The organism is Xanthomonas sp. WHRI 8393 (genome assembly GCF_040203315.1).
Taxonomy (GTDB): domain Bacteria; phylum Pseudomonadota; class Gammaproteobacteria; order Xanthomonadales; family Xanthomonadaceae; genus Xanthomonas; species Xanthomonas arboricola.
Window position 1 is genome coordinate 201,096 of the sequence record NZ_JBEGGL010000001.1, and the last position, 16,712, is coordinate 217,807.

The following is a 16,712-nucleotide window of genomic DNA, read 5'->3' on the forward strand; positions in this document are numbered from 1 at the left end:
CCGACTGGCGTTGCACATGCAGCGCCGTTCTATCAGGAGAATCGAATGAGTCTGCAAATTCCTCAGGGTGCGTTGGTGGTGGTGGCCGATGGCGGCGAAGCGCGCTGGTTCACCAACACCGGGAACGAAGCCAAGGTGGTGCTGCGCCAGCACGCGCGCACCGATGTGCAGAACGTCGACGACGATGGCCCGGCCGGCAAGGCGCCGCAGGATCTCAGTGAGGCGGACATGGATGAAATGACCTTCGCCAAGCAGCTGTCGCACGCCTTGAACGATGGCGCGCTGAAGCACGAGTACACGCATCTGGTGCTGGTCGCCGACCCGACCACGCTGGGCCGCGTGCGCCCGCTGCTGCACAAGGAAACCCAGCAGCGCCTGGTCGGCGATCTGGCCAAGGACCTGACCAACCTGCCGCTGGAAGAGATCCAGCGCGCGTTGTCGTAAGCACACCGGAGCGGCTAGACCATGGGGTTTGTTCGCGACTACGCCACCCAGGCGCCCGAACGCAGTGAGGTGGATGCACAGGCCGGTCTGCAGGTGCTGGAGTTCGGCACCGACTGGTGCGGCCACTGCATTGCCGCGCAACCGCTGCTGCAGAAACTGCTGGGTGGCGTGGCGGCGCTCGACTACCGCAAGATCGAAGATGGAAAAGGGCGGCCTTTGGGCCGCTCGTTCCGCGTCAAGTTATGGCCGACCATCATCCTGCTGCGCGACGGTGTGGAAGTGGCGCGCGCCGTGCGCCCGCAGACGCGCGAGGATCTGCAGCCGCTGCTGTCGCAGCTGGGTGAGGCGCTGGTGTAAGCATGCACAGCGCCTGATCGATGGCGCGCACTACGGCAGGACATGCGCAGTGCACTGAGGGCGCAATGTACGCGCCAAATGCGCCAGATGCCGTGAAATAAGCACTTTTGAGCGATGCGCCGCCATCGCGGCTGCAGCGATCTGCGCGCTGTAGTACCATAACGGGCTGATCAAGCCCTTGGGCATTGCCCATCCCTTGGTCGTCTGTCCCGCAGCGTCGCTGAGTCCACGCGGCCGTCCGGGAATGCCTCCGGCGTCATCTTGTGCATGTGCCATTGCCATGCCTGCGTGATGCGCCGTGTCCTGTGCGTTGCCAGGGCGAGCGGGCAGCGATGGCCGCACATGGAGACACAACACATGCACGACGCGCGCGCGATTGCCTCGCACTTCGGTTGGTTCAAGCGCCGCCGCCAACTGCAACTGGACGAAGTCACCGTGGTGGACCGCGGCATGCTGCGCAAGGCAGTAGGCGCCGCCGCGCTGGGCAATGCGATGGAGTGGTTCGACTTCGGCGTGTACGGCTATCTGGCGGTGACGTTGGGGCAGGTGTTCTTCCCGGCCAGCAATCCCACCGCGCAGTTGATCGCCACCTTTGCCACTTTCACCGTCGCCTTCCTGGTGCGGCCGATCGGCGGGCTGGTGTTCGGCCCGCTCGGCGACCGCTACGGGCGGCAGAAGGTATTGGCCGCGACCATGATCCTGATGGCCCTGGGCACCTTCAGCATCGGCCTGATTCCGTCCTACGCCAAGATCGGTCTGTGGGCACCGGCGCTGCTGTTGCTGGCGCGGCTGTTGCAGGGGTTTTCCACCGGTGGCGAATACGGCGGCGCGGCGACCTTCATCGCCGAATACGCCACCGACCGCAATCGTGGATTGATGGGCAGCTGGCTGGAATTCGGCACCCTGGGCGGCTACATCGCCGGCGCCGCCACGGTGACGGTGTTGCACATGACGGTGACCCAGGCGCAGATGCTCGACTGGGGCTGGCGCGTGCCGTTCCTAATTGCCGGCCCGCTGGGGCTGCTGGGCCTGTACATGCGTATGAAGCTGGAAGAAACCCCGGCATTTCGCGCCTATACCGAGCAATCCGAACAGCGCGAGCGCGAAACCGCCGCGCAGGGCCTGCTGACGATGCTGCGCCTGCACTGGCCGCAATTGCTCAAGTGCGTGGGGCTGGTGCTGGTGTTCAACGTCACCGACTACATGCTGCTGACCTACATGCCCAGCTATCTCAGCGTGACCATGGGCTATGCCGAGAGCAAGGGCCTGTTGCTGATCATTCTGGTGATGCTGGTGATGATGCCGCTCAACATCGTCGGCGGCCTGTTCAGCGACAGGCTGGGCCGCCGGCCGATGATCATCGGCGCCTGCGTCGCGTTGTTCGCGCTGGCCATCCCCTGCCTGCTGCTGATCGGCAGCGGCCACGACGGCTTGATCTTCGCCGGCCTGATGCTGCTCGGCCTGGCGCTGGTGTGCTTCACCAGTTCGATGCCGTCCACGCTGCCGGCGCTGTTCTACACGCCGGTGCGCTACAGCGCGTTGTCGATCGCCTTCAACGTGTCGGTGTCGTTGTTCGGCGGCACCACGCCGCTGGTGACCGCCTGGCTGGTGGAGCGCAGCGGCGACCCGCTGGTGCCGGCGTACTACCTGATGGGCGCGGCGGCGATCGGCCTGGTGACCATGCTGTTCGTGCGCGAAACCGCCGGCCTGCCGCTGCGCGGCTCGCCGCCGGCGGTGGCCACCGACGCCGAGGCGCGCGCATTGCTGCGCAGCGACAGCCCGGTGACGGTGGATGCGCAGCTGCCCGGCAGCACGGCGCCTGCCATGGGCCAGCCGCATACGGCGTAAGCGGACCCGGCGTGAGCGATCTGCCATGAGGTCGCCAACGCGGTTGGCACACAAGTCCGGTTGGATGCACACAGAGGCGGGCGAGCGTGCACGCCGCGATGCCAATGGATCCCTGCAGTCGGCGCCGCTAGCGCGGTACGCTACCGCCGCTGTCGGGCAGCTCGGGGCTGCGCATGTCGGCTGACGGCATGCCTTCGCCGGTTTCCACATAGCGCTTGAGGCTGCTGCCCAAAAAGAAGCGCCAGCCGCGCGCACAGGCTTCCTTGCAGGGCGAGTCGCGATAGCCGGAGTGTTCGAACTCCACCTGCGTGCCCTGGCTGGTGGAACGCAGGTCAAAGCGCATCACCGTGCCCTCCCAGGCGTCGGTGTCGAGCATGTTGGAGGCGTGGCAGCGCCAGCGCACCAGGCGGTAGTCGGCACCGTCGTCGATGCTCAGCTCCACCCGCCAGCCCTGCCGGCTCCAGTCCAGCCGCACCCGGTTCTCGACCAGGCTCACCTCGCGCGTCCACCAGCGCGCCAGCTGCATGGGCTCTGACAAAGCGGCGCAGACCACTTCCGGCGCGGCCGCAATGACGATGCTGTGGCGGATCTCACGATTCATCTGATCGGCATTAGCTGCTTGAACCCCGATGATGGCGCATTTTGCCAGCCAATTGCAGGGCGGCGTTTTCGCTTGCCGAGTTCGCTCGTCCGGCGCTCACATGGCGCTGGGTACCATCGGTGCAAGCCCCCAACGACGAAGAGCAGGCATGACGACGCTTCCGATCCCGGTGATGGACGTTGCCGCGCAACGCGATCTGGCCACCGCGCACGCGCTGTTGGAAAACCCCGGCGTGGCCGCCCGACTGGCCAATGCAATGGGCGCGCCGATCGAGAGCCTGATCAGCCGACGGCTGCCGAAGCTGGTCACCCGCAGCATCGACGGCGTGACCCGCCGCGCGCTGCAGGTGGCGATGAAATCGGCATTACTGAGCCTGCGCGGCAAGACCGATCTGCAGCAGCCTGCGTCCACCGCACGCCACACCATGGCGGTGGCTGTCGCCGGTGGTGCGGGCGGATTCTTCGGCCTGCCCGGGCTGTTGGTGGAGCTGCCGGTGACCACCACGGTGATGTTGCGCTCCATCGCCGATATCGCCCGTTCCGAAGGGGAATCGCTGCACGATCCGGACACCGCGTTGGCCTGCCTGGAAGTGCTGGCGCATGGCGGGCGCAGTGTCGGCGATGATGGCGCCGAATCGGGCTACTTCGCGGTACGCGCGGCGATGGCGCAACAACTCAGCGCTGCGGCGCAATACGTTGCCGCACACGGGTTTGCCAGCAAGGGCGCGCCGGTGCTGGTGTCGCTGGTGTCGCGCGTTGCGGCCAAGTTCTCGGTCAATGTCGGCGAAAAACTCGCCGTGCAGGCAGTGCCGCTGGTCGGTGCGGTGAGCGGCGCAACCCTCAATACGGTGTTCATGCGCCACTTCCAGGCGATGGCGCGCGGGCACTTCATCGTGCGCCGGCTGGAGCGGCGCTATGGCGAGGACGCGGTGCGACGTGCGTATGACGCATTGCCGGCGGCGCGTTGAACCTAACGCCAGGCGGTGCCGCACATCTGCGGCGGGCAAGCTGCAGGCGCCATCCAGGCAACCTGCAAGCATCCACGGAATTTGCGGGCCTGCATTGATGCACGCGCACTCGCACGCGCATGCGGGCGCGGTGCCGCATCGATGCCCTCGTGCGCACTGCGCAACGCCGCCGCCGCGCGCGACAATCGGGTTCGCTCTTCCTGGATGTCTTCCATGACCAAACCCTTTTCGCCAGCCTCCGCGCGCAACCGCGACCCGATCCTGGAGGTGTTGCAACGGCACTTTGCCGACCGCCGCAATGTGCTGGAAGTCGGCGCCGGGACCGGGCAGCACGCGGTGCATTTTGCCGCGGCGATGCCGTGGTTGCGCTGGCAGGCCAGCGATCATGCCGACCATCTGCCGGGCATGACGCAGTGGCTGGACGAGGCGGCATTACCGAATACGCCGCCACCGATTGCATTGCAGGCGGTGCTGACGCCGACACCGGGCCTGGCGCCCACGCCGCCATTGCCGCCTGCGCAGGCGGGCGAGCCTGCCGGCTACGACGCGGTCTACAGCGCCAACACCTTGCACATCATGGGCTGGCCGCAGGTACAGGCGCTGTTTGCAGGGCTGCCGGCGGTGATGGCACCGGATGCGCTGCTGGTGGTGTATGGGCCGTTCAACCGCGATGGCCAATTCACCAGCCAGAGCAATCGCGCGTTCGATGCGATGCTGCGCGAACGCGATGCCGCATCGGGCATTCGCGATGCCGAAGCGGTGGATGCACTGGCGGCGTCGGTGGGCTTGCAGTTGATCGACGATGTGGCGTTGCCGGCGAACAACTGTTGCCGGGTGTGGTCGCGTCAGTCGCGTTGAATGTGTCACCAAGACGTTGCCGATGTTGCAGCACTGCTGTTTTCCAGTGCAGTGGAGTGCAAAGGCCCTGGAAAGCGCGCCGCACGCGGGCCTGCGCTGATGTGGCCGTGCACTGCCGCAGTCAGCGCCGGCGTCGTTCCAGCCACCACAGTGCTGCGGCCAGCGTGAGCCAGGCCAGCAGCCAGGGCCAGCGGGCGCCGGGCTGTGCTGTTGGCGCGCCGACGCTTGCGGGCGCGTCGACGGCGGCCATTGCAACGGTGGCGTCGCGGATCTGCTGGGTGTGCAGCGCGGGGGCATCGCCGGGCGCGCGGACATAGAGCCAGCGCTGTTCGGTGCCGGTCTGCAGACGATGCCAGCCTGCGGTGGTGGGCCAGTAGGCGGCGCAGGCCCGCGCGCCGCTGGTGGGATCGATCAGCAGCGCTTGAGATGCGCCCGTAGGGCCGATGACGGCCGCGTCCGCGGCGACACCGCACAGCGTCATGCGGTGCTGCGACCAGCCAGTCTGCACCGCAGCCTGCGCGCTGCCGCCTGCGCGGGCGACAGCGCTCACCAGCTGCGCCCACAGCGCGGCATGCAGGTCGCTGCGGCCGGCCAGGACCAGGGCAAAACTGTCTTCGATCAGGCCGATGCCGATGCGGCCGCGGCCTTGCGGCCGCCACCAGCCCAACGCGCTGCCGTCGTCTGCGCGTGCGGCGATCACGGCATCGGCCTGTTGCGGCTGCAGGGTGCGGCGTTGCAGGGGCGGCAGTGGCGCGGCGTCGGCCGGCGCTGCGGCTGCGTCGCTGGCGCCGGGCGATGCCAGCGAGCGCGGCGCGGGGACCGCTGCGCCGGTGCTGCCGCCTGTCACGGCCAGGCCCAGCTCGCCGAGCGCGGCGCGGGCGGCAGCATCCAGGGGGCCGTCGGTGCGCACCAGCACGCCCAGGCCGCGGCCGATCGCGGCGCGCAGGCCCTGGCGCTGCGCGTTGCCCAGGGCGACCAGGCGGCGCTGGTCGATGACCAGCAGGTCCAGCGCATCCAGGCTGGCGGCATCCAGTGCAGCGCCCTCGCCCAGTTGCACGCCCGGGCCGATGGCGATCTGGCTGCGCACCTGCATGCCGGCATCGCTGGCCCAACGGCGCAGGTATTTCAATTCCGGCTGCGGCGCGCCGGCCAGCAACAGCACGCGTGCGGACGGCACCGCGGCGATCAGCACCGGCACCTGCACGCGGCCGCGTTCGGCGCCTGCGCCATCGCGCAGGCGCAGCGCGAACAGCACCTGCCCCGGTGCGCGCGCCGGACCACGCAGCTGCACCTGGCCGGCCGCATCGGCGGTGGCGGTGTCGACCACCTGCCCGGCAGGATCCAGCAGCTCCACCCGCGCGCCCGGCAGGCCCTGCACACGCGCGCTGATGGCGATGCGTTCGCCGGGTGCGGCCGGCGGCGGCGTGGAGACGGCGACCAGACCGGTCGGCGCCGGAGCCAGCGCCAGCCGCACAGGGACGCGCAGGCCGTCGCGGTCGCGCGCCGGCAGGCCGCTGCCATGCACGACCAGCGCGGTGGTGCCGGGCGCGCGCCGTAACGCGGTGGCCAGGTCCGGGACGCGTGGCACGCCGGGCAAGGTGGGCGCCTCGGGCAGGGCGACCCACGCCGCAGCAGTCGGGCGAACCTGGTCTGCCTGGGTGCCTGCGGTGGCGACATGCAGTTCGCTCGCACTACCGGCGCGCGGCGGCGGCAGCAGCACCGGGTAGAGCAGGCCGGCCAGGAGCGGTTGGGCGGCGAGCAACAGCCACAGCCGCGCGCGTGGTTGCCGGGTATGTGCGCGCAGCAGCCGGAACCAGCTCAGCATCACCAGCAGCAGCAAGGCACTGCCGACCAGCCAGGGCAGCGCAAGCGTCATGCCTGCGGCTCCGCTTGCGTACATCCAGCCCGCCGTGGCCCCAGGCGCCGGGTCGCCGCGCGCGCGTGCAGCAGGCGGAACTTGCCGCGTGCGGTCAACCGGGGTGGTGGCAGCATCATGGTTGCGGCTCCTGGCGCAGGGCATCCAGATAGCGCTGGCCGCGCGCGTCGGCAGGGGCGCGGCGGTGCAGCGGGGCCGGCGGGGCGACCAGCGTGCGCCAGACCTGGGCGCGCAGCTGGGCGCGGCAGCTGGCGCAATCGGGTTCGGCGCGCAGGGTTTCCACCGCCGCGGCCAGGCCCAGCGGATCCTGCAGGCGCTCCTGCTGGGCCTGCAGCCACTGCGCGTAGTGGGCCAGGGTGGCGTCGGGTACCGGGGCCTGCTCGCCGAGGGCGTCCCACAACTGCAGCGCCGACGGGTCCGGATCCGGGCGGCTGTCCAGGCCGGCGGCACGGTCGCCCAGGCCGGCGCGGTCACCGCTCAAGCGGCGGCCGGGGTCGATCGGCGGCAACTGCGTGCCGACCCGCGCCAGGTAGATGCGTTCGGCCTGCTGCACCTGCTTGATGAAGCCCAGCGCCTTGTTGGCAAACGGCAACGCACGCTCCGGATGGCCCTGGCGCAGCTCGCCCTCGGACTGCCACATCTGGTCCAGCGCGGCGCGCAGCAGCGCGCGGGTCTGCGGGTCGAGCAGGGTGGCGGCTTCGGCATGGTCGTGGGTGTGCCCGAACTCGGACAGCACGTCCTGCGCCTGGCCGAAGCCGCCGCGCTCCGGCGCCCCGTCGCCATGCCCATGGTCGTGGTCGTCCAGCGCGGCAGCGCCGGACTCGGCGGCGTGGTCGTGCGCATCGTGCCCGTGTTCGTCCCGGGCGGGCGCGGGCGCCGCAGGCATTGCCGGCGCATCCGCGGTGGGCATGTCGGCGGTGGGCAGATCCTCGGCCGGGGCGTCGCTGGTCGGCGCTTCGTCGGCGGTCGGCGGGCCCTTGGGCGCGCCTTCGCTCTCCTCGCCCAGGAACTGGCCGTAGCGCAGCCGCAACAGGCGCTGGTCCACGCCGATGGCGTCGGCGCGCTTGAGGTAGGTGGCCGGGTCCAGGCGCGGCTTTTCCTTCAGCAGCGCCTCGGCGTCGATGATGATCTGGCGCTGGCTGCGGAAGTAGGCCGGCAAGGTCTGCTTGACGCTGGCCTCCAGGCCGGCGGCCATGGTCTGCTCCGGCGGTGGCCAGCGCAGGATCACGCTGGCGCTGCGGCCTTCCTGCGGGCCGGGCTGGCGGGTGTCGTGCACGATGAGCTGGGCGATCAGGTCGTCGCCGGCGGCCATGCCCAGCGCCTGCGGCTGCAGCGTGGTGGAAAAACCGCGCAGCCGGGCCGGGCCGCTGCCGCCGAGCGTGCGGCGCTGGGTCTTGAAGGTGATGTTTTCGCCGCTGCCCTGGGCCAGGGTCAGGCGCAGCTCGGCGCTGGCGGCGACCGCGTAGTCGTCGCTGGCTTCGAAGCGCAGCGCCCAGCCTCGATTGCCGGTCTGGGACGGCGTCCACAGCACCAGGCTCTCTTCGGGCGCCAGCACGCGCACCTGTGGCGGGCGGTCCGGCAGCACGTCGAGGCGGTGCAGCTGGCGGTCGGCCGGCGCGCCGTCGATGAGGATGCGGTACAGGCTGGCACGCTCGGCGACCCACTGGCCCTGCCATTGATCGGTGCTGCCTTGCCGGGCCAGCGCAATGCTGCGGCCGTCACTGAGCCGCAGCGCCACGCTGCGCGGAGCCGGGTTGACCTGCAGCTGCCAGTGCAGCCGGGTGCCGGCCGGCACGCGTGCATCCAGGCCGGGCAGGCGTGCGGGCGGCAGGCCGGTGTAGGCGGGCGGGGTGCTGTGCAGCCGCGCCTGACCCAGGGTGGGGGCGCCGGTGCCGGCGCGGGCGGCGGCGATCCGGTCGTTGCCTGCGGTGGGGCGGTGAGCGGGGTGCGGCCACAGCAGCACCGCGGCGCAGGCGAGCAGGCCGGGCAGGCCCCAAGCCCAGGCGCGCCGCCAGGGCCAGGCCGGGCGCAGATCACGCGGGGTGCTGCGCAGGCGTTGTTCCAGGCGCTGGCGCTGCAGGGCCTGCAACGGGCCGAGCTGCCCTGCCGGGGCGAACAGCAGGTCGCTGCTGTCTTCCAGATCCGCGTCGCGATCCAGCCGGCGGATCAGCCAGGTCTGGTCCAGCCGGCGTGCCGCCAGCAGCGCCACGCCGATCAGCGCCAGCACGCCCAGGAGCAGCAACGGCAGGATCGCCGGCTGCGGACCGGTGCGCCACACCAGCAGCGCCGGCAGCGCGGCCAGCGGCAGCCCGCACAGCAGCACGCCTGCGGCCTGCCGCCGCCGCGCGGCCTGCCAGGCGTGGTGCAGGGCCGGCGTGCTCATGCCGCGCGGCTCCGGCGGGGCGCGGTGGCCAGCCAGCGTTCGATCGCAAACAGCAGCAGCACCAGGCCGATCAACCATGGCGCGAGCGGCCAGGGGGCGCTGGCCAGGCGGATGGCGGGGCCGCGTTGCGGCTGCTGGGTCTGCGCCAGCGCGCGCTGTGGTGCGGGTGTCGACTGCAGGGCGTCGTGCAGGCGGGTGGGGAAGTCGGCATCCAGCAGCGCCGGCAGCCGCTGCGGCTGTAATGGCGCGGCCCAGCGCAGCAGGCGGCCGCGGCCGACCGTTGCGGCATCGATCAGCGCGGCGCCGTGTGCGTCCTGCAGCAGCGCTTGCAGCGGGCCCGCCAGTGCGGGCGGGGCCGGCGTCTGCGCATCGAGCAGCAGTTGCCCGCCGGCCGCGACCCAGGCGATGACCGGCGCCGGTGGTGGGCGCTGCGATAGCCACGCCACCACCGTGCCGGCTGGCCAGCGTGCCGGCTCGGCTGCGTCGGGGGTGCTTACCGGCAATGCGCCGGGCAGTGCCCAGGCGGCATGCACGGCGCGCAGATAGCGCAGGGCCGGCTCGGTGGGGGCATCGGCGATTGCCTGCAGCCGCAACGGTGGGACGGGCGCCACGGCGGCCGCCGGCGACTGGCCGGGCAGCACCTGCCAGCGCACCTCGCGCGACAGCTGCAGGCGTTGCGCATCCAGCGGCCCCCACTGGCTGGGCACGATCACGCGCAGCGCGGTCTCCGGCGGCAGGCTGGCATCGAGTTCGCGCAGCAGGCTGCCGACCGGCGGCGAGGTGCCGGCGGGCGTGGCGGGTGGGTGTGCGGCATCGGCAGCGATCGGCGGGAAGCCTGGGGCCAGCCACACCCACTGCGCGTTGGCCGCGTGGCTGAGCGCCCGGGCCGCGGCCAGATCCACGCCGGGGCTGACCGCGACGCGCGGGCGCGCCTGCTGGTGGTCGCGCAAGGCCGGCTCGGCCAGCAGCAGCGCCACTGCGGCCAGCAGCAGCAGGCGCACCAGCAGCAGCGGCCATTCGTCGAAACGCAGCCGGTGCCGGGGCCGCGGCTGCGCGCGCAGCCAGCGCAATGCGGCAAAGTCGGTGGGCCGGTGTTCGCTGCGTCGGGCCAGATGGATCAGCAACGGCAGCAGCAGTGCGGCCAACGCGGCCAGGCCGGCGGGGAACAGCAGGAGCAGGTTCATTGCTGCGCTCCCTCAGCTGCGGCACTGGCGCCGGTGCGCTGGCTCATCGCCGCGCACCGTGTGCAAACAGCTCGCGCAATGCCGCATCCGGTGGCGCATCCAGGTAGTGCACCGCGTGCGCGATGCCGGCCGCCTGCCAGCGTGCCTGCAACGCGCGCTGGGCAGCGCCGAAGCGTTGCAGATACGCAGCGCGCATCGCGGCGCCGTCGCCGAGCAGTTCTTCGCCGGTTTCCGGGTCGCGGAAGCGATGCCCGCCGCTGAAGGGGAAATCGCGTTCGTCGCAGGTCAGCACCTGCAGCTGCATCACCTCGCGGCGTGCGGCGGCGAGTTTTTCCAGCGCGCCGAGCAGGTCCTGGTCGAAGCCGTCGCCGATCGACAGCACCAGTGAATGAGCGGCGATGCGTTCCCACAGTGGACGCAGCGCGTCCATGCCCGGCCAGCGCCCACCGGCGCGCAGCCCGTGCAGGGCCAGCCAGAGCCGGTCGCGCTGGCGCGGCCCGCCACCGGCCGGCACGGCCACCAGGCCATTGCCATGCACCGCGAACAGGCCGACCTGGTCGCCTTGCTGCAGCGCGACCTCGGTAGCGCACGCGGCCAGGGTCGCCATCGCCTGCAGGCGCGTGACCTGCGGGCGCGCCTGGTCGGCCTGGCCGGCGGAGGCGGTGGCGTCGAGCAACACCCACAGCGTCAGCGGGCTTTCGCGCTCGGCCTCGCGCACGAAGAACCGGTCTGAACGGGCGTAGAGCTTCCAGTCGATCTGGCGCAAGGCATCGCCGGGCTCGTAGGCGCGGTATTGCGAGAATTCCAGACCGGCGCCGCGGCTGCGGCTGGCGTGCTGGCCGATCCCCTGCGCGCCCTGCGCCTGCCGCGCACGCAACTGCAGGCCGCGCAGGCGACTGCGCAGCTCGGCGGGAATCAGTGCCGGCACGTCCATGCTCACGCCGCAACGCGCCTCACGCCGGGAACGGCACGGCGCGCAGCAGCGCGGCGACCACATCGTCGGCGCTGCGTTGTTCGGCCTCGGCGGCGAACGACAGCAACAGGCGATGGCGCATCACCGGCGCGGCCAGCGCGACGACATCCTCGCGGGTGGCGGCAAGGCGGCCATGCAACAGCGCACGCGCCTTGGCCGCCAGCACCAGCGATTGCCCGGCGCGTGGGCCGGCGCCCCATTTGATCCACTGGCGCACGTCCTCGCTGGCCTGCGGGCCGGGGCGGCTGGCCCGCACCAGGCGATTGATCCAGGTCAGCAGATCCGCGCCCACGTGCACGTGCCGCACCTGTTGCTGCAGCGCCAGCACGCTATCGGCGTCCATCACCCTGGGCACCTGCGCGCTGCTGGTACCGGTGGTCTGGCTGAGGATGTCGCGCTCTTCCTGCTCGCTGGGATAGTCCACCCGCACATGCAGCAGGAAGCGGTCCAGCTGCGCTTCCGGCAACGGATAGGTGCCGGCCTGCTCGATCGGGTTCTGCGTGGCCAGCACGAAGAACGGCGCCGGCAACGCATAGGTGGTGCCGGCGTAACTCACCGTGCGCTCGCTCATCGCCTCCAGCAGCGCGGCCTGGGTCTTGGGCGGGGTGCGATTGAGCTCGTCGGCCAGCAGCAGGTTGGTGAAGATCGGCCCCTGCTGGAACCGGAACTGGCGATGTCCGGTGCCGTGATCCTCTTCCAGCAGCTCGGTGCCGAGAATGTCGCTGGGCATCAGGTCCGGGGTGAACTGCACGCGGCGGAACTGCAGCTCCAGCGCCTGCCCCAGCGAGCGCACCAGCAGCGTCTTGCCCAGGCCGGGCGCGCCTTCCAGCAGGCAGTGGCCGCCGGCGAGCAGGCCGATCAGCAGTTGCTCCACTACCGCGTCCTGGCCCACCACCGCCTGCGCCAGGGCCGCACGCAACGCGCCGAGTTGGGAGAGCTGCCGGGTGAGGGTGTCGTCGTTGGGGGAAGTCATGGGAAACGTCTCGTTGTGGGACTGCTGGCGTAAGAGCGCGCGATGCGGCGTTAGCGATAAGGCATCGCGCGCAGGCGCGCTCCTACAAAGGCGTGCGGGGCTCGCGGGTGCGATGGCGGTGGTTGGCGGTGGATGCCGTGCCCGTGCCTGCAAAACATCTCACGCGATGTGTGCAGGAGCGCTGGCGCGCGAGGCGGTGTTACCGGTACGGCATCGCGCGCCAGCGCGCTCCTACGGATCGATTTCAGTTGGTCAATGCATACATCACGATGTTCACTGCGAACTTGGTGTTGTCTTCGGCCAGGAAGCGTTTGTTGCGCCAGTCGTAATCCCATTCGCAGCCGTAATCCTTGTTGCTGTACAACACGCCGAGCCGGCCGTCGATGCTGATGCCCCTGAGATAATCGTGCACCAGGTCGTCGCCCCAGCCGTTGAGCTCGAAACTGGTGGCCGGCGGGCCGTCGGGGAATTTGAAGAATGCGCTGTAGAGACGATGGTTCTTGGGCAATTTCTGCAGCGCGGCCTTGCCGAAGATGGAGGTCATCTGCGCTTCGAACGAGGTGGCGAACAGGCCGTCGATATCGTGGTTGCAATCGTCCACGAACACGAAGCCGCCATTGCGCACATAGCGCTCGAAGTAGCGCCGCTCGGCGGGATTGAACTCCACCAGCTTGTGCCCGGACAGATAGCAGAACGGCGCCTGCAGCATGCGCGGATCGGCCAGATCCAGCACATGTTCCTGCGGGTCCACGCGCAGCTGGGTGTAGTCGATCAGCGAGGTGATCAGGTTGGACGGCATGCGCGCATCCACATCCCAATCGCCCGAGTCGTAGCGCAGCCGGGTAAACCAGAAATCGTAATTGCCCGCCGCCCGCGCCTGCCGCGGTAACGCCAACGCAGCGACGCTACCGAGCAGCAACCCAAGGAAATGACGGCGCGTCGCGTGCGCCGCCAGGGCGTGTAGACCGGGAACGGGATGTGCAGGAAAACCATCGGGCCGCGAAGAGCTTGCTCCGCTCTCCCATTCCCGATTCCCCAATCCCGATTCCCGGCTCTCAGTCACACCGCATCCGACAACGAGGTAAACGTAAAGTCGCGCAACCGCATCGGCGGGATCATCATCACGTAGCTGGATTCATCGCCGGCCACGCGTACCGGCCTGCCCAGCTCGTCGATGTTGTTGAGCATGATGATCGGCGATTCGTTGAAGCGGAAATTCTTCACCGGGTACTTGATCTGCCCGTTCTCGATGTAGAAGGTGCCGTCGCGGGTCAGCCCGGTCAGCAGCACGGTCTGCGGATCGACCATGCGGATGTACCAGGTGCGCGTGACCAGGATGCCCTTCTCGGTGCCGCGCACCAGCTCGGCGATGTTCTTGTCGCCACCGGCCATCAGCAGGTTGCCGGGCTCGCCGACCGCGCGCTTGCCGTTCTTCTGCGCCCAGAACCGCGAGTACTGCAGGTTGGCGATCTTGCCGTTCTCCACGATCGGCATCTTCTCGCGCGGCAGGCCTTCCTCGTCCCATGGCAGCACGGCGGCACGCGCATCCCACGGGTCGGCGGTGATGTTCACGCGCGGGTCGTAGACCTGCTCGCCCAGCTTGTTGCCGCCGCCCTTCTTGGACAGGAAGCTGCGGCCCTCGTCGGCCATGCGCGCATCGAAGTAGCGCATCATGAAAGAAATCAGGCCTGCCGCCGCTGCCGGCTCCAGGATCACCGTGTACTTGCCCGGTTCCAGCGCCTTGGCTTCGGACGAGTCGCTGGCCTTGCGCATGGCGATGCGGATGTCCTGCTCGGCCTTGAAGTCGGCGGCATCCTTGAGGTTGCGGCCCACCCAGCCCGAGCCGCGACCGTCTTCGGTACGCACGGTGCAGGTGTAGTCGAAACGCGCGCCGCGCTGGTAGCCGAAGTTGCCCTTGCTGTTGGCGAACGCGGTAAAGCTCTGGCCATCTTCCAGGAAGCCGGCCGCGATCAATCCCTTGCCCTTGCACGGGGCGATCGAATCGGCGGCCACCTGCGCACGGAATGCCGGGTCGATGGCGGCGGTGGATTCGCTGAAGGTGGGGCTGGGTTTGTAGGTCTGCTTGTCCACCGCCGGCATGAATTCCGGGTTTTCCGGCGCCAGCCGCGCCAGGTCTTCGGCACGCCGCACCACGCGCTCCAGCGCGGCGTCGTCGAACTCGTTGATGGTGGCGATACCCACGCGCTTGCCGAACGCCACCTGCACCTGCAGGTCGGTGTTGTCGACGATGCCGCTGGTGGACACGTTGTTGAGTGCGAAACGGATATTGCCGTCGATCGAGCCGCTGAGCGTGGCGGTGCACTCGTCGGCCTTGGACAGCTTGATGACCTTGTCCAGGATGGCCTTGGCCTGCGCTTCGGTAAGGATGCTCATGTGGGTTTCTCCTGTCAGCCGAGCGAGCGGGCGGTGTTGATGACGTTGATGCCGTCGAAACGGGCGGTGGACGAGCCATGCGAGACCGCCGAGGACTGGCTCGGCTGGCCCTTGCCGTCGAAGAACGAGCCGCCCAGGCGGTAGTCGCGTTGATCGGCCACCGCGCTGCAGGCGTTCCAGAATTCCGGCGTGCGGATCTGGTAGGCCACGTCCTCGAGCATGCGGGTGATCGCGCCGTTCTTGATCTCGTAGAACAGCTGGCCGCCGAACTGCGCGTTGTAGCGCTGCTGGTCGATGGAGAACGAGCCGTCGCCGATGATGTAGATGCCGTTTTCCACGTTCTTGATCAGATCGCTCACGCTCAACGGTGTCTTGCCGGCGGCCAGCGACACATTGGCCATGCGCTGGAACTGCACGCTCGACCACGAGTCGGCGTAGCAGCACCCATCGGAGGCGGTCTTGCCGAGGATATGCGCCTGGTCGCGGATGGCCTGGTAGTCCACCAGCTTGCCGTCGCGGATCAGATCCCACTGCTTGGTCTTGACGCCTTCATCGTCGTAGCCCACCGCGCCCAGGCTGCCGGGCTGGATCTTGTCGGCCAGGATATGCACCTTGTCGCTGCCGTACTGGAAACCGGCCTTGAGCTTGTCCAGCGTGGCGAAACTGGTGCCGGCGAAATTGGCCTCGTAGCCGAGCACGCGATCCAGCTCCAGCGGGTGGCCGACCGACTCGTGGATGGTGAGCCAGGTGTGCGAGGGGTCCAGCACCAGATCGTACTTGCCCGGCTTCACCGACGGCGCCTTGAGCTTTTCCTGCGCCTGTTTGGCCGCGGCGATCGCGTCCTCCTTCATGTCGTAGGACAGGCCGTAATTCACCACGCCATTGGGCGAGACGAACTTGCCCGAGGCGGCGCCATCCAGATATTCGTAGCCCAGGCCCATCGGCGCGGACAAGCCGTCGCGGGTGCGGAACTTGCCGCTGGCCTTGTCGATGGCGGTCACGCTCAGCGGCGCCCAGATGCGGTGCACGTCCTGGTCGATATACGAGCCGTCGGTGCTGGCAAAGTACTTCTGCTCGTTGACCACGAACAGCATCGAATTGACGAAGTTGGCGCCGGCAGCGGTGGCGGCAGCGTTGACGCCCAGCAGCAGGTCCACCTTGTCCTTGATCGGCACTTCCATCGCGTTCTTCTTGATCGGCGTCTTCCAGCTGACCTCGCCCACGCCCGGCGTGGGCGCCAGCTGCACCGGCGTGCCCTGCACCTTGGCATTGGCCTTGGCGATCGCGGCGGCCTGCGAGGCGGCCTTGGCCACGCCCTGTTCGGTGAGCTCGTTGGTGGCGGCAAATCCCCAGGCGCCCGCCACCAGGACGCGCACGCCCGCACCGATGGATTCGGTGTTGACCACGTTCTGCACCTTGTCCTCGCGGGTGATGACGAACTGGCGCAGATAACGGCCGATGCGGACATCGCAATAGCTCGCACCGGCCTGGCGCGCGGCGTTGAGGCCGGCGTCGGCCAGACGCTTCTTGCGGCCCACATCCAGCTGCGTCACCAACTGCTCGGCGGCGATCGCCTTGCCGAAGTAGGCGGGCACGATCAGGCCGCCCATGGTCAGCCCGGTCAGGGCCAGGAAATCACGTCGCTGCACGGCAACTCCCCAATGATCCCGCGCGGCGCGCAGGTAGTGTGGTGACGCACAGATCGCTATCTGCGCGGTATCGCCGATTCTTGCCGGGCGATGAACGCTGCGTCAAATGACTTTCGGCAGGGGTCCGTGCGCAAACGCTGTACCCGCATGAAGCGAGTAGCGCAGCAAGCCTGCGCGTGTGGCGAGCGCTGCTGACCGGCTGCGA

The 16,712-nt window shown here is 69.4% G+C and carries 14 protein-coding genes; 5 read left to right on the forward strand and 9 right to left on the reverse strand.

The window, feature by feature from the left end; translation table 11 throughout:
• The first annotated feature begins 45 nt into the window (after positions 1–45).
• From ABQ137_RS00830 to proP, 3 genes are all read left to right on the forward strand, one after another.
• Entirely contained in the window at positions 46–444 is a 399-nt protein-coding gene (locus ABQ137_RS00830; protein ID WP_016902952.1) for a host attachment family protein, read from the forward strand.
• Positions 445–465: 21 nt separating this feature from the next.
• Complete coding sequence (locus tag ABQ137_RS00835) at positions 466–801, forward strand: thioredoxin family protein (protein ID WP_047126468.1); 336 nt, start codon at positions 466–468, stop codon at positions 799–801.
• Between the two features lie 357 nt (positions 802–1,158).
• On the forward strand, positions 1,159–2,649 hold the full coding sequence (gene proP / locus ABQ137_RS00840; RefSeq protein WP_349780957.1) for a glycine betaine/L-proline transporter ProP: 1,491 nt from the start codon (positions 1,159–1,161) through the stop codon (positions 2,647–2,649).
• A gap of 127 nt (positions 2,650–2,776) precedes the next feature.
• Here proP and ABQ137_RS00845 read toward each other — a convergent pair whose 3' ends face one another.
• A complete protein-coding gene (locus ABQ137_RS00845) occupies positions 2,777–3,250 on the reverse strand; it encodes an SRPBCC family protein (protein WP_184380671.1) in 474 nt (157 codons plus the stop codon).
• Positions 3,251–3,422: 172 nt separating this feature from the next.
• Between ABQ137_RS00845 and ABQ137_RS00850 the strand changes: the two genes are divergently transcribed.
• A complete protein-coding gene (locus tag ABQ137_RS00850; protein ID WP_104569358.1) occupies positions 3,423–4,217 on the forward strand; it encodes an EcsC family protein in 795 nt (264 codons plus the stop codon).
• A 213-nt stretch (positions 4,218–4,430) separates the two neighbouring features.
• Positions 4,431–5,075, forward strand: coding sequence for a DUF938 domain-containing protein (locus tag ABQ137_RS00855; protein WP_349780958.1), 645 nt, complete (start codon positions 4,431–4,433; stop codon positions 5,073–5,075).
• 121 nt (positions 5,076–5,196) lie between these two features.
• On the opposite strand, the gene ABQ137_RS00860 is transcribed toward ABQ137_RS00855, so the two are convergent.
• The 8 genes from ABQ137_RS00860 to ABQ137_RS00895 all read right to left on the reverse strand — a co-directional run bounded on the left by ABQ137_RS00860 (position 5,197) and on the right by ABQ137_RS00895 (position 16,507).
• A complete protein-coding gene (locus ABQ137_RS00860) occupies positions 5,197–6,951 on the reverse strand; it encodes an amino acid adenylation domain-containing protein (RefSeq protein ID WP_349780959.1) in 1,755 nt (584 codons plus the stop codon).
• A gap of 115 nt (positions 6,952–7,066) precedes the next feature.
• Positions 7,067–9,334, reverse strand: a complete 2,268-nt coding sequence (locus ABQ137_RS00865) for a hypothetical protein (protein WP_349780960.1) — start codon at positions 9,332–9,334, stop codon at positions 7,067–7,069.
• Positions 9,331–10,518: a BatA domain-containing protein gene (locus ABQ137_RS00870; RefSeq protein WP_349780961.1), complete on the reverse strand. Its 1,188-nt coding sequence runs from the start codon at positions 10,516–10,518 to the stop codon at positions 9,331–9,333. The genes ABQ137_RS00865 and ABQ137_RS00870 overlap by 4 nt, the downstream gene beginning before the upstream one ends.
• Before the next feature lie 43 nt (positions 10,519–10,561).
• Positions 10,562–11,458 carry a DUF58 domain-containing protein gene (locus tag ABQ137_RS00875; RefSeq protein WP_184609679.1) on the reverse strand — a complete coding sequence of 299 codons (897 nt, stop codon included), beginning with the start codon at positions 11,456–11,458 and terminating at the stop codon, positions 10,562–10,564.
• A 13-nt stretch (positions 11,459–11,471) separates the two neighbouring features.
• Entirely contained in the window at positions 11,472–12,464 is a 993-nt protein-coding gene (locus ABQ137_RS00880; RefSeq protein WP_024940482.1) for an AAA family ATPase, read from the reverse strand.
• Between the two features lie 244 nt (positions 12,465–12,708).
• Positions 12,709–13,527 (reverse strand): DUF4159 domain-containing protein, encoded by an 819-nt coding sequence (locus ABQ137_RS00885; protein ID WP_184515242.1) that lies wholly within the window; start codon positions 13,525–13,527, stop codon positions 12,709–12,711.
• Complete coding sequence (locus ABQ137_RS00890) at positions 13,524–14,858, reverse strand: TldD/PmbA family protein (protein WP_039517956.1); 1,335 nt, start codon at positions 14,856–14,858, stop codon at positions 13,524–13,526. Before ABQ137_RS00890 ends, ABQ137_RS00885 begins: the two co-directional genes overlap by 4 nt.
• A 14-nt stretch (positions 14,859–14,872) precedes the next feature.
• Positions 14,873–16,507 (reverse strand): TldD/PmbA family protein, encoded by a 1,635-nt coding sequence (locus ABQ137_RS00895; protein ID WP_164739551.1) that lies wholly within the window; start codon positions 16,505–16,507, stop codon positions 14,873–14,875.
• Positions 16,508–16,712: the final 205 nt, after the last annotated feature.

Coding starts and splice junctions, on each gene's coding strand:
- ABQ137_RS00830 (WP_016902952.1), top strand. CDS start 46: ATGAGTCTGCAAATTCCTCAGGGTGCGTTGGTGGTGGTGGCCGATGGC.
- ABQ137_RS00835 (WP_047126468.1), top strand. CDS start 466: ATGGGGTTTGTTCGCGACTACGCCACCCAGGCGCCCGAACGCAGTGAG.
- proP (WP_349780957.1), top strand. CDS start 1,159: ATGCACGACGCGCGCGCGATTGCCTCGCACTTCGGTTGGTTCAAGCGC.
- ABQ137_RS00845 (WP_184380671.1), bottom strand. CDS start 3,250: ATGAATCGTGAGATCCGCCACAGCATCGTCATTGCGGCCGCGCCGGAA.
- ABQ137_RS00850 (WP_104569358.1), top strand. CDS start 3,423: ATGGACGTTGCCGCGCAACGCGATCTGGCCACCGCGCACGCGCTGTTG.
- ABQ137_RS00855 (WP_349780958.1), top strand. CDS start 4,431: ATGACCAAACCCTTTTCGCCAGCCTCCGCGCGCAACCGCGACCCGATC.
- ABQ137_RS00860 (WP_349780959.1), bottom strand. CDS start 6,951: ATGACGCTTGCGCTGCCCTGGCTGGTCGGCAGTGCCTTGCTGCTGCTG.
- ABQ137_RS00865 (WP_349780960.1), bottom strand. CDS start 9,334: ATGAGCACGCCGGCCCTGCACCACGCCTGGCAGGCCGCGCGGCGGCGG.
- ABQ137_RS00870 (WP_349780961.1), bottom strand. CDS start 10,518: ATGAACCTGCTCCTGCTGTTCCCCGCCGGCCTGGCCGCGTTGGCCGCA.
- ABQ137_RS00880 (WP_024940482.1), bottom strand. CDS start 12,464: ATGACTTCCCCCAACGACGACACCCTCACCCGGCAGCTCTCCCAACTC.
- ABQ137_RS00890 (WP_039517956.1), bottom strand. CDS start 14,858: ATGAGCATCCTTACCGAAGCGCAGGCCAAGGCCATCCTGGACAAGGTC.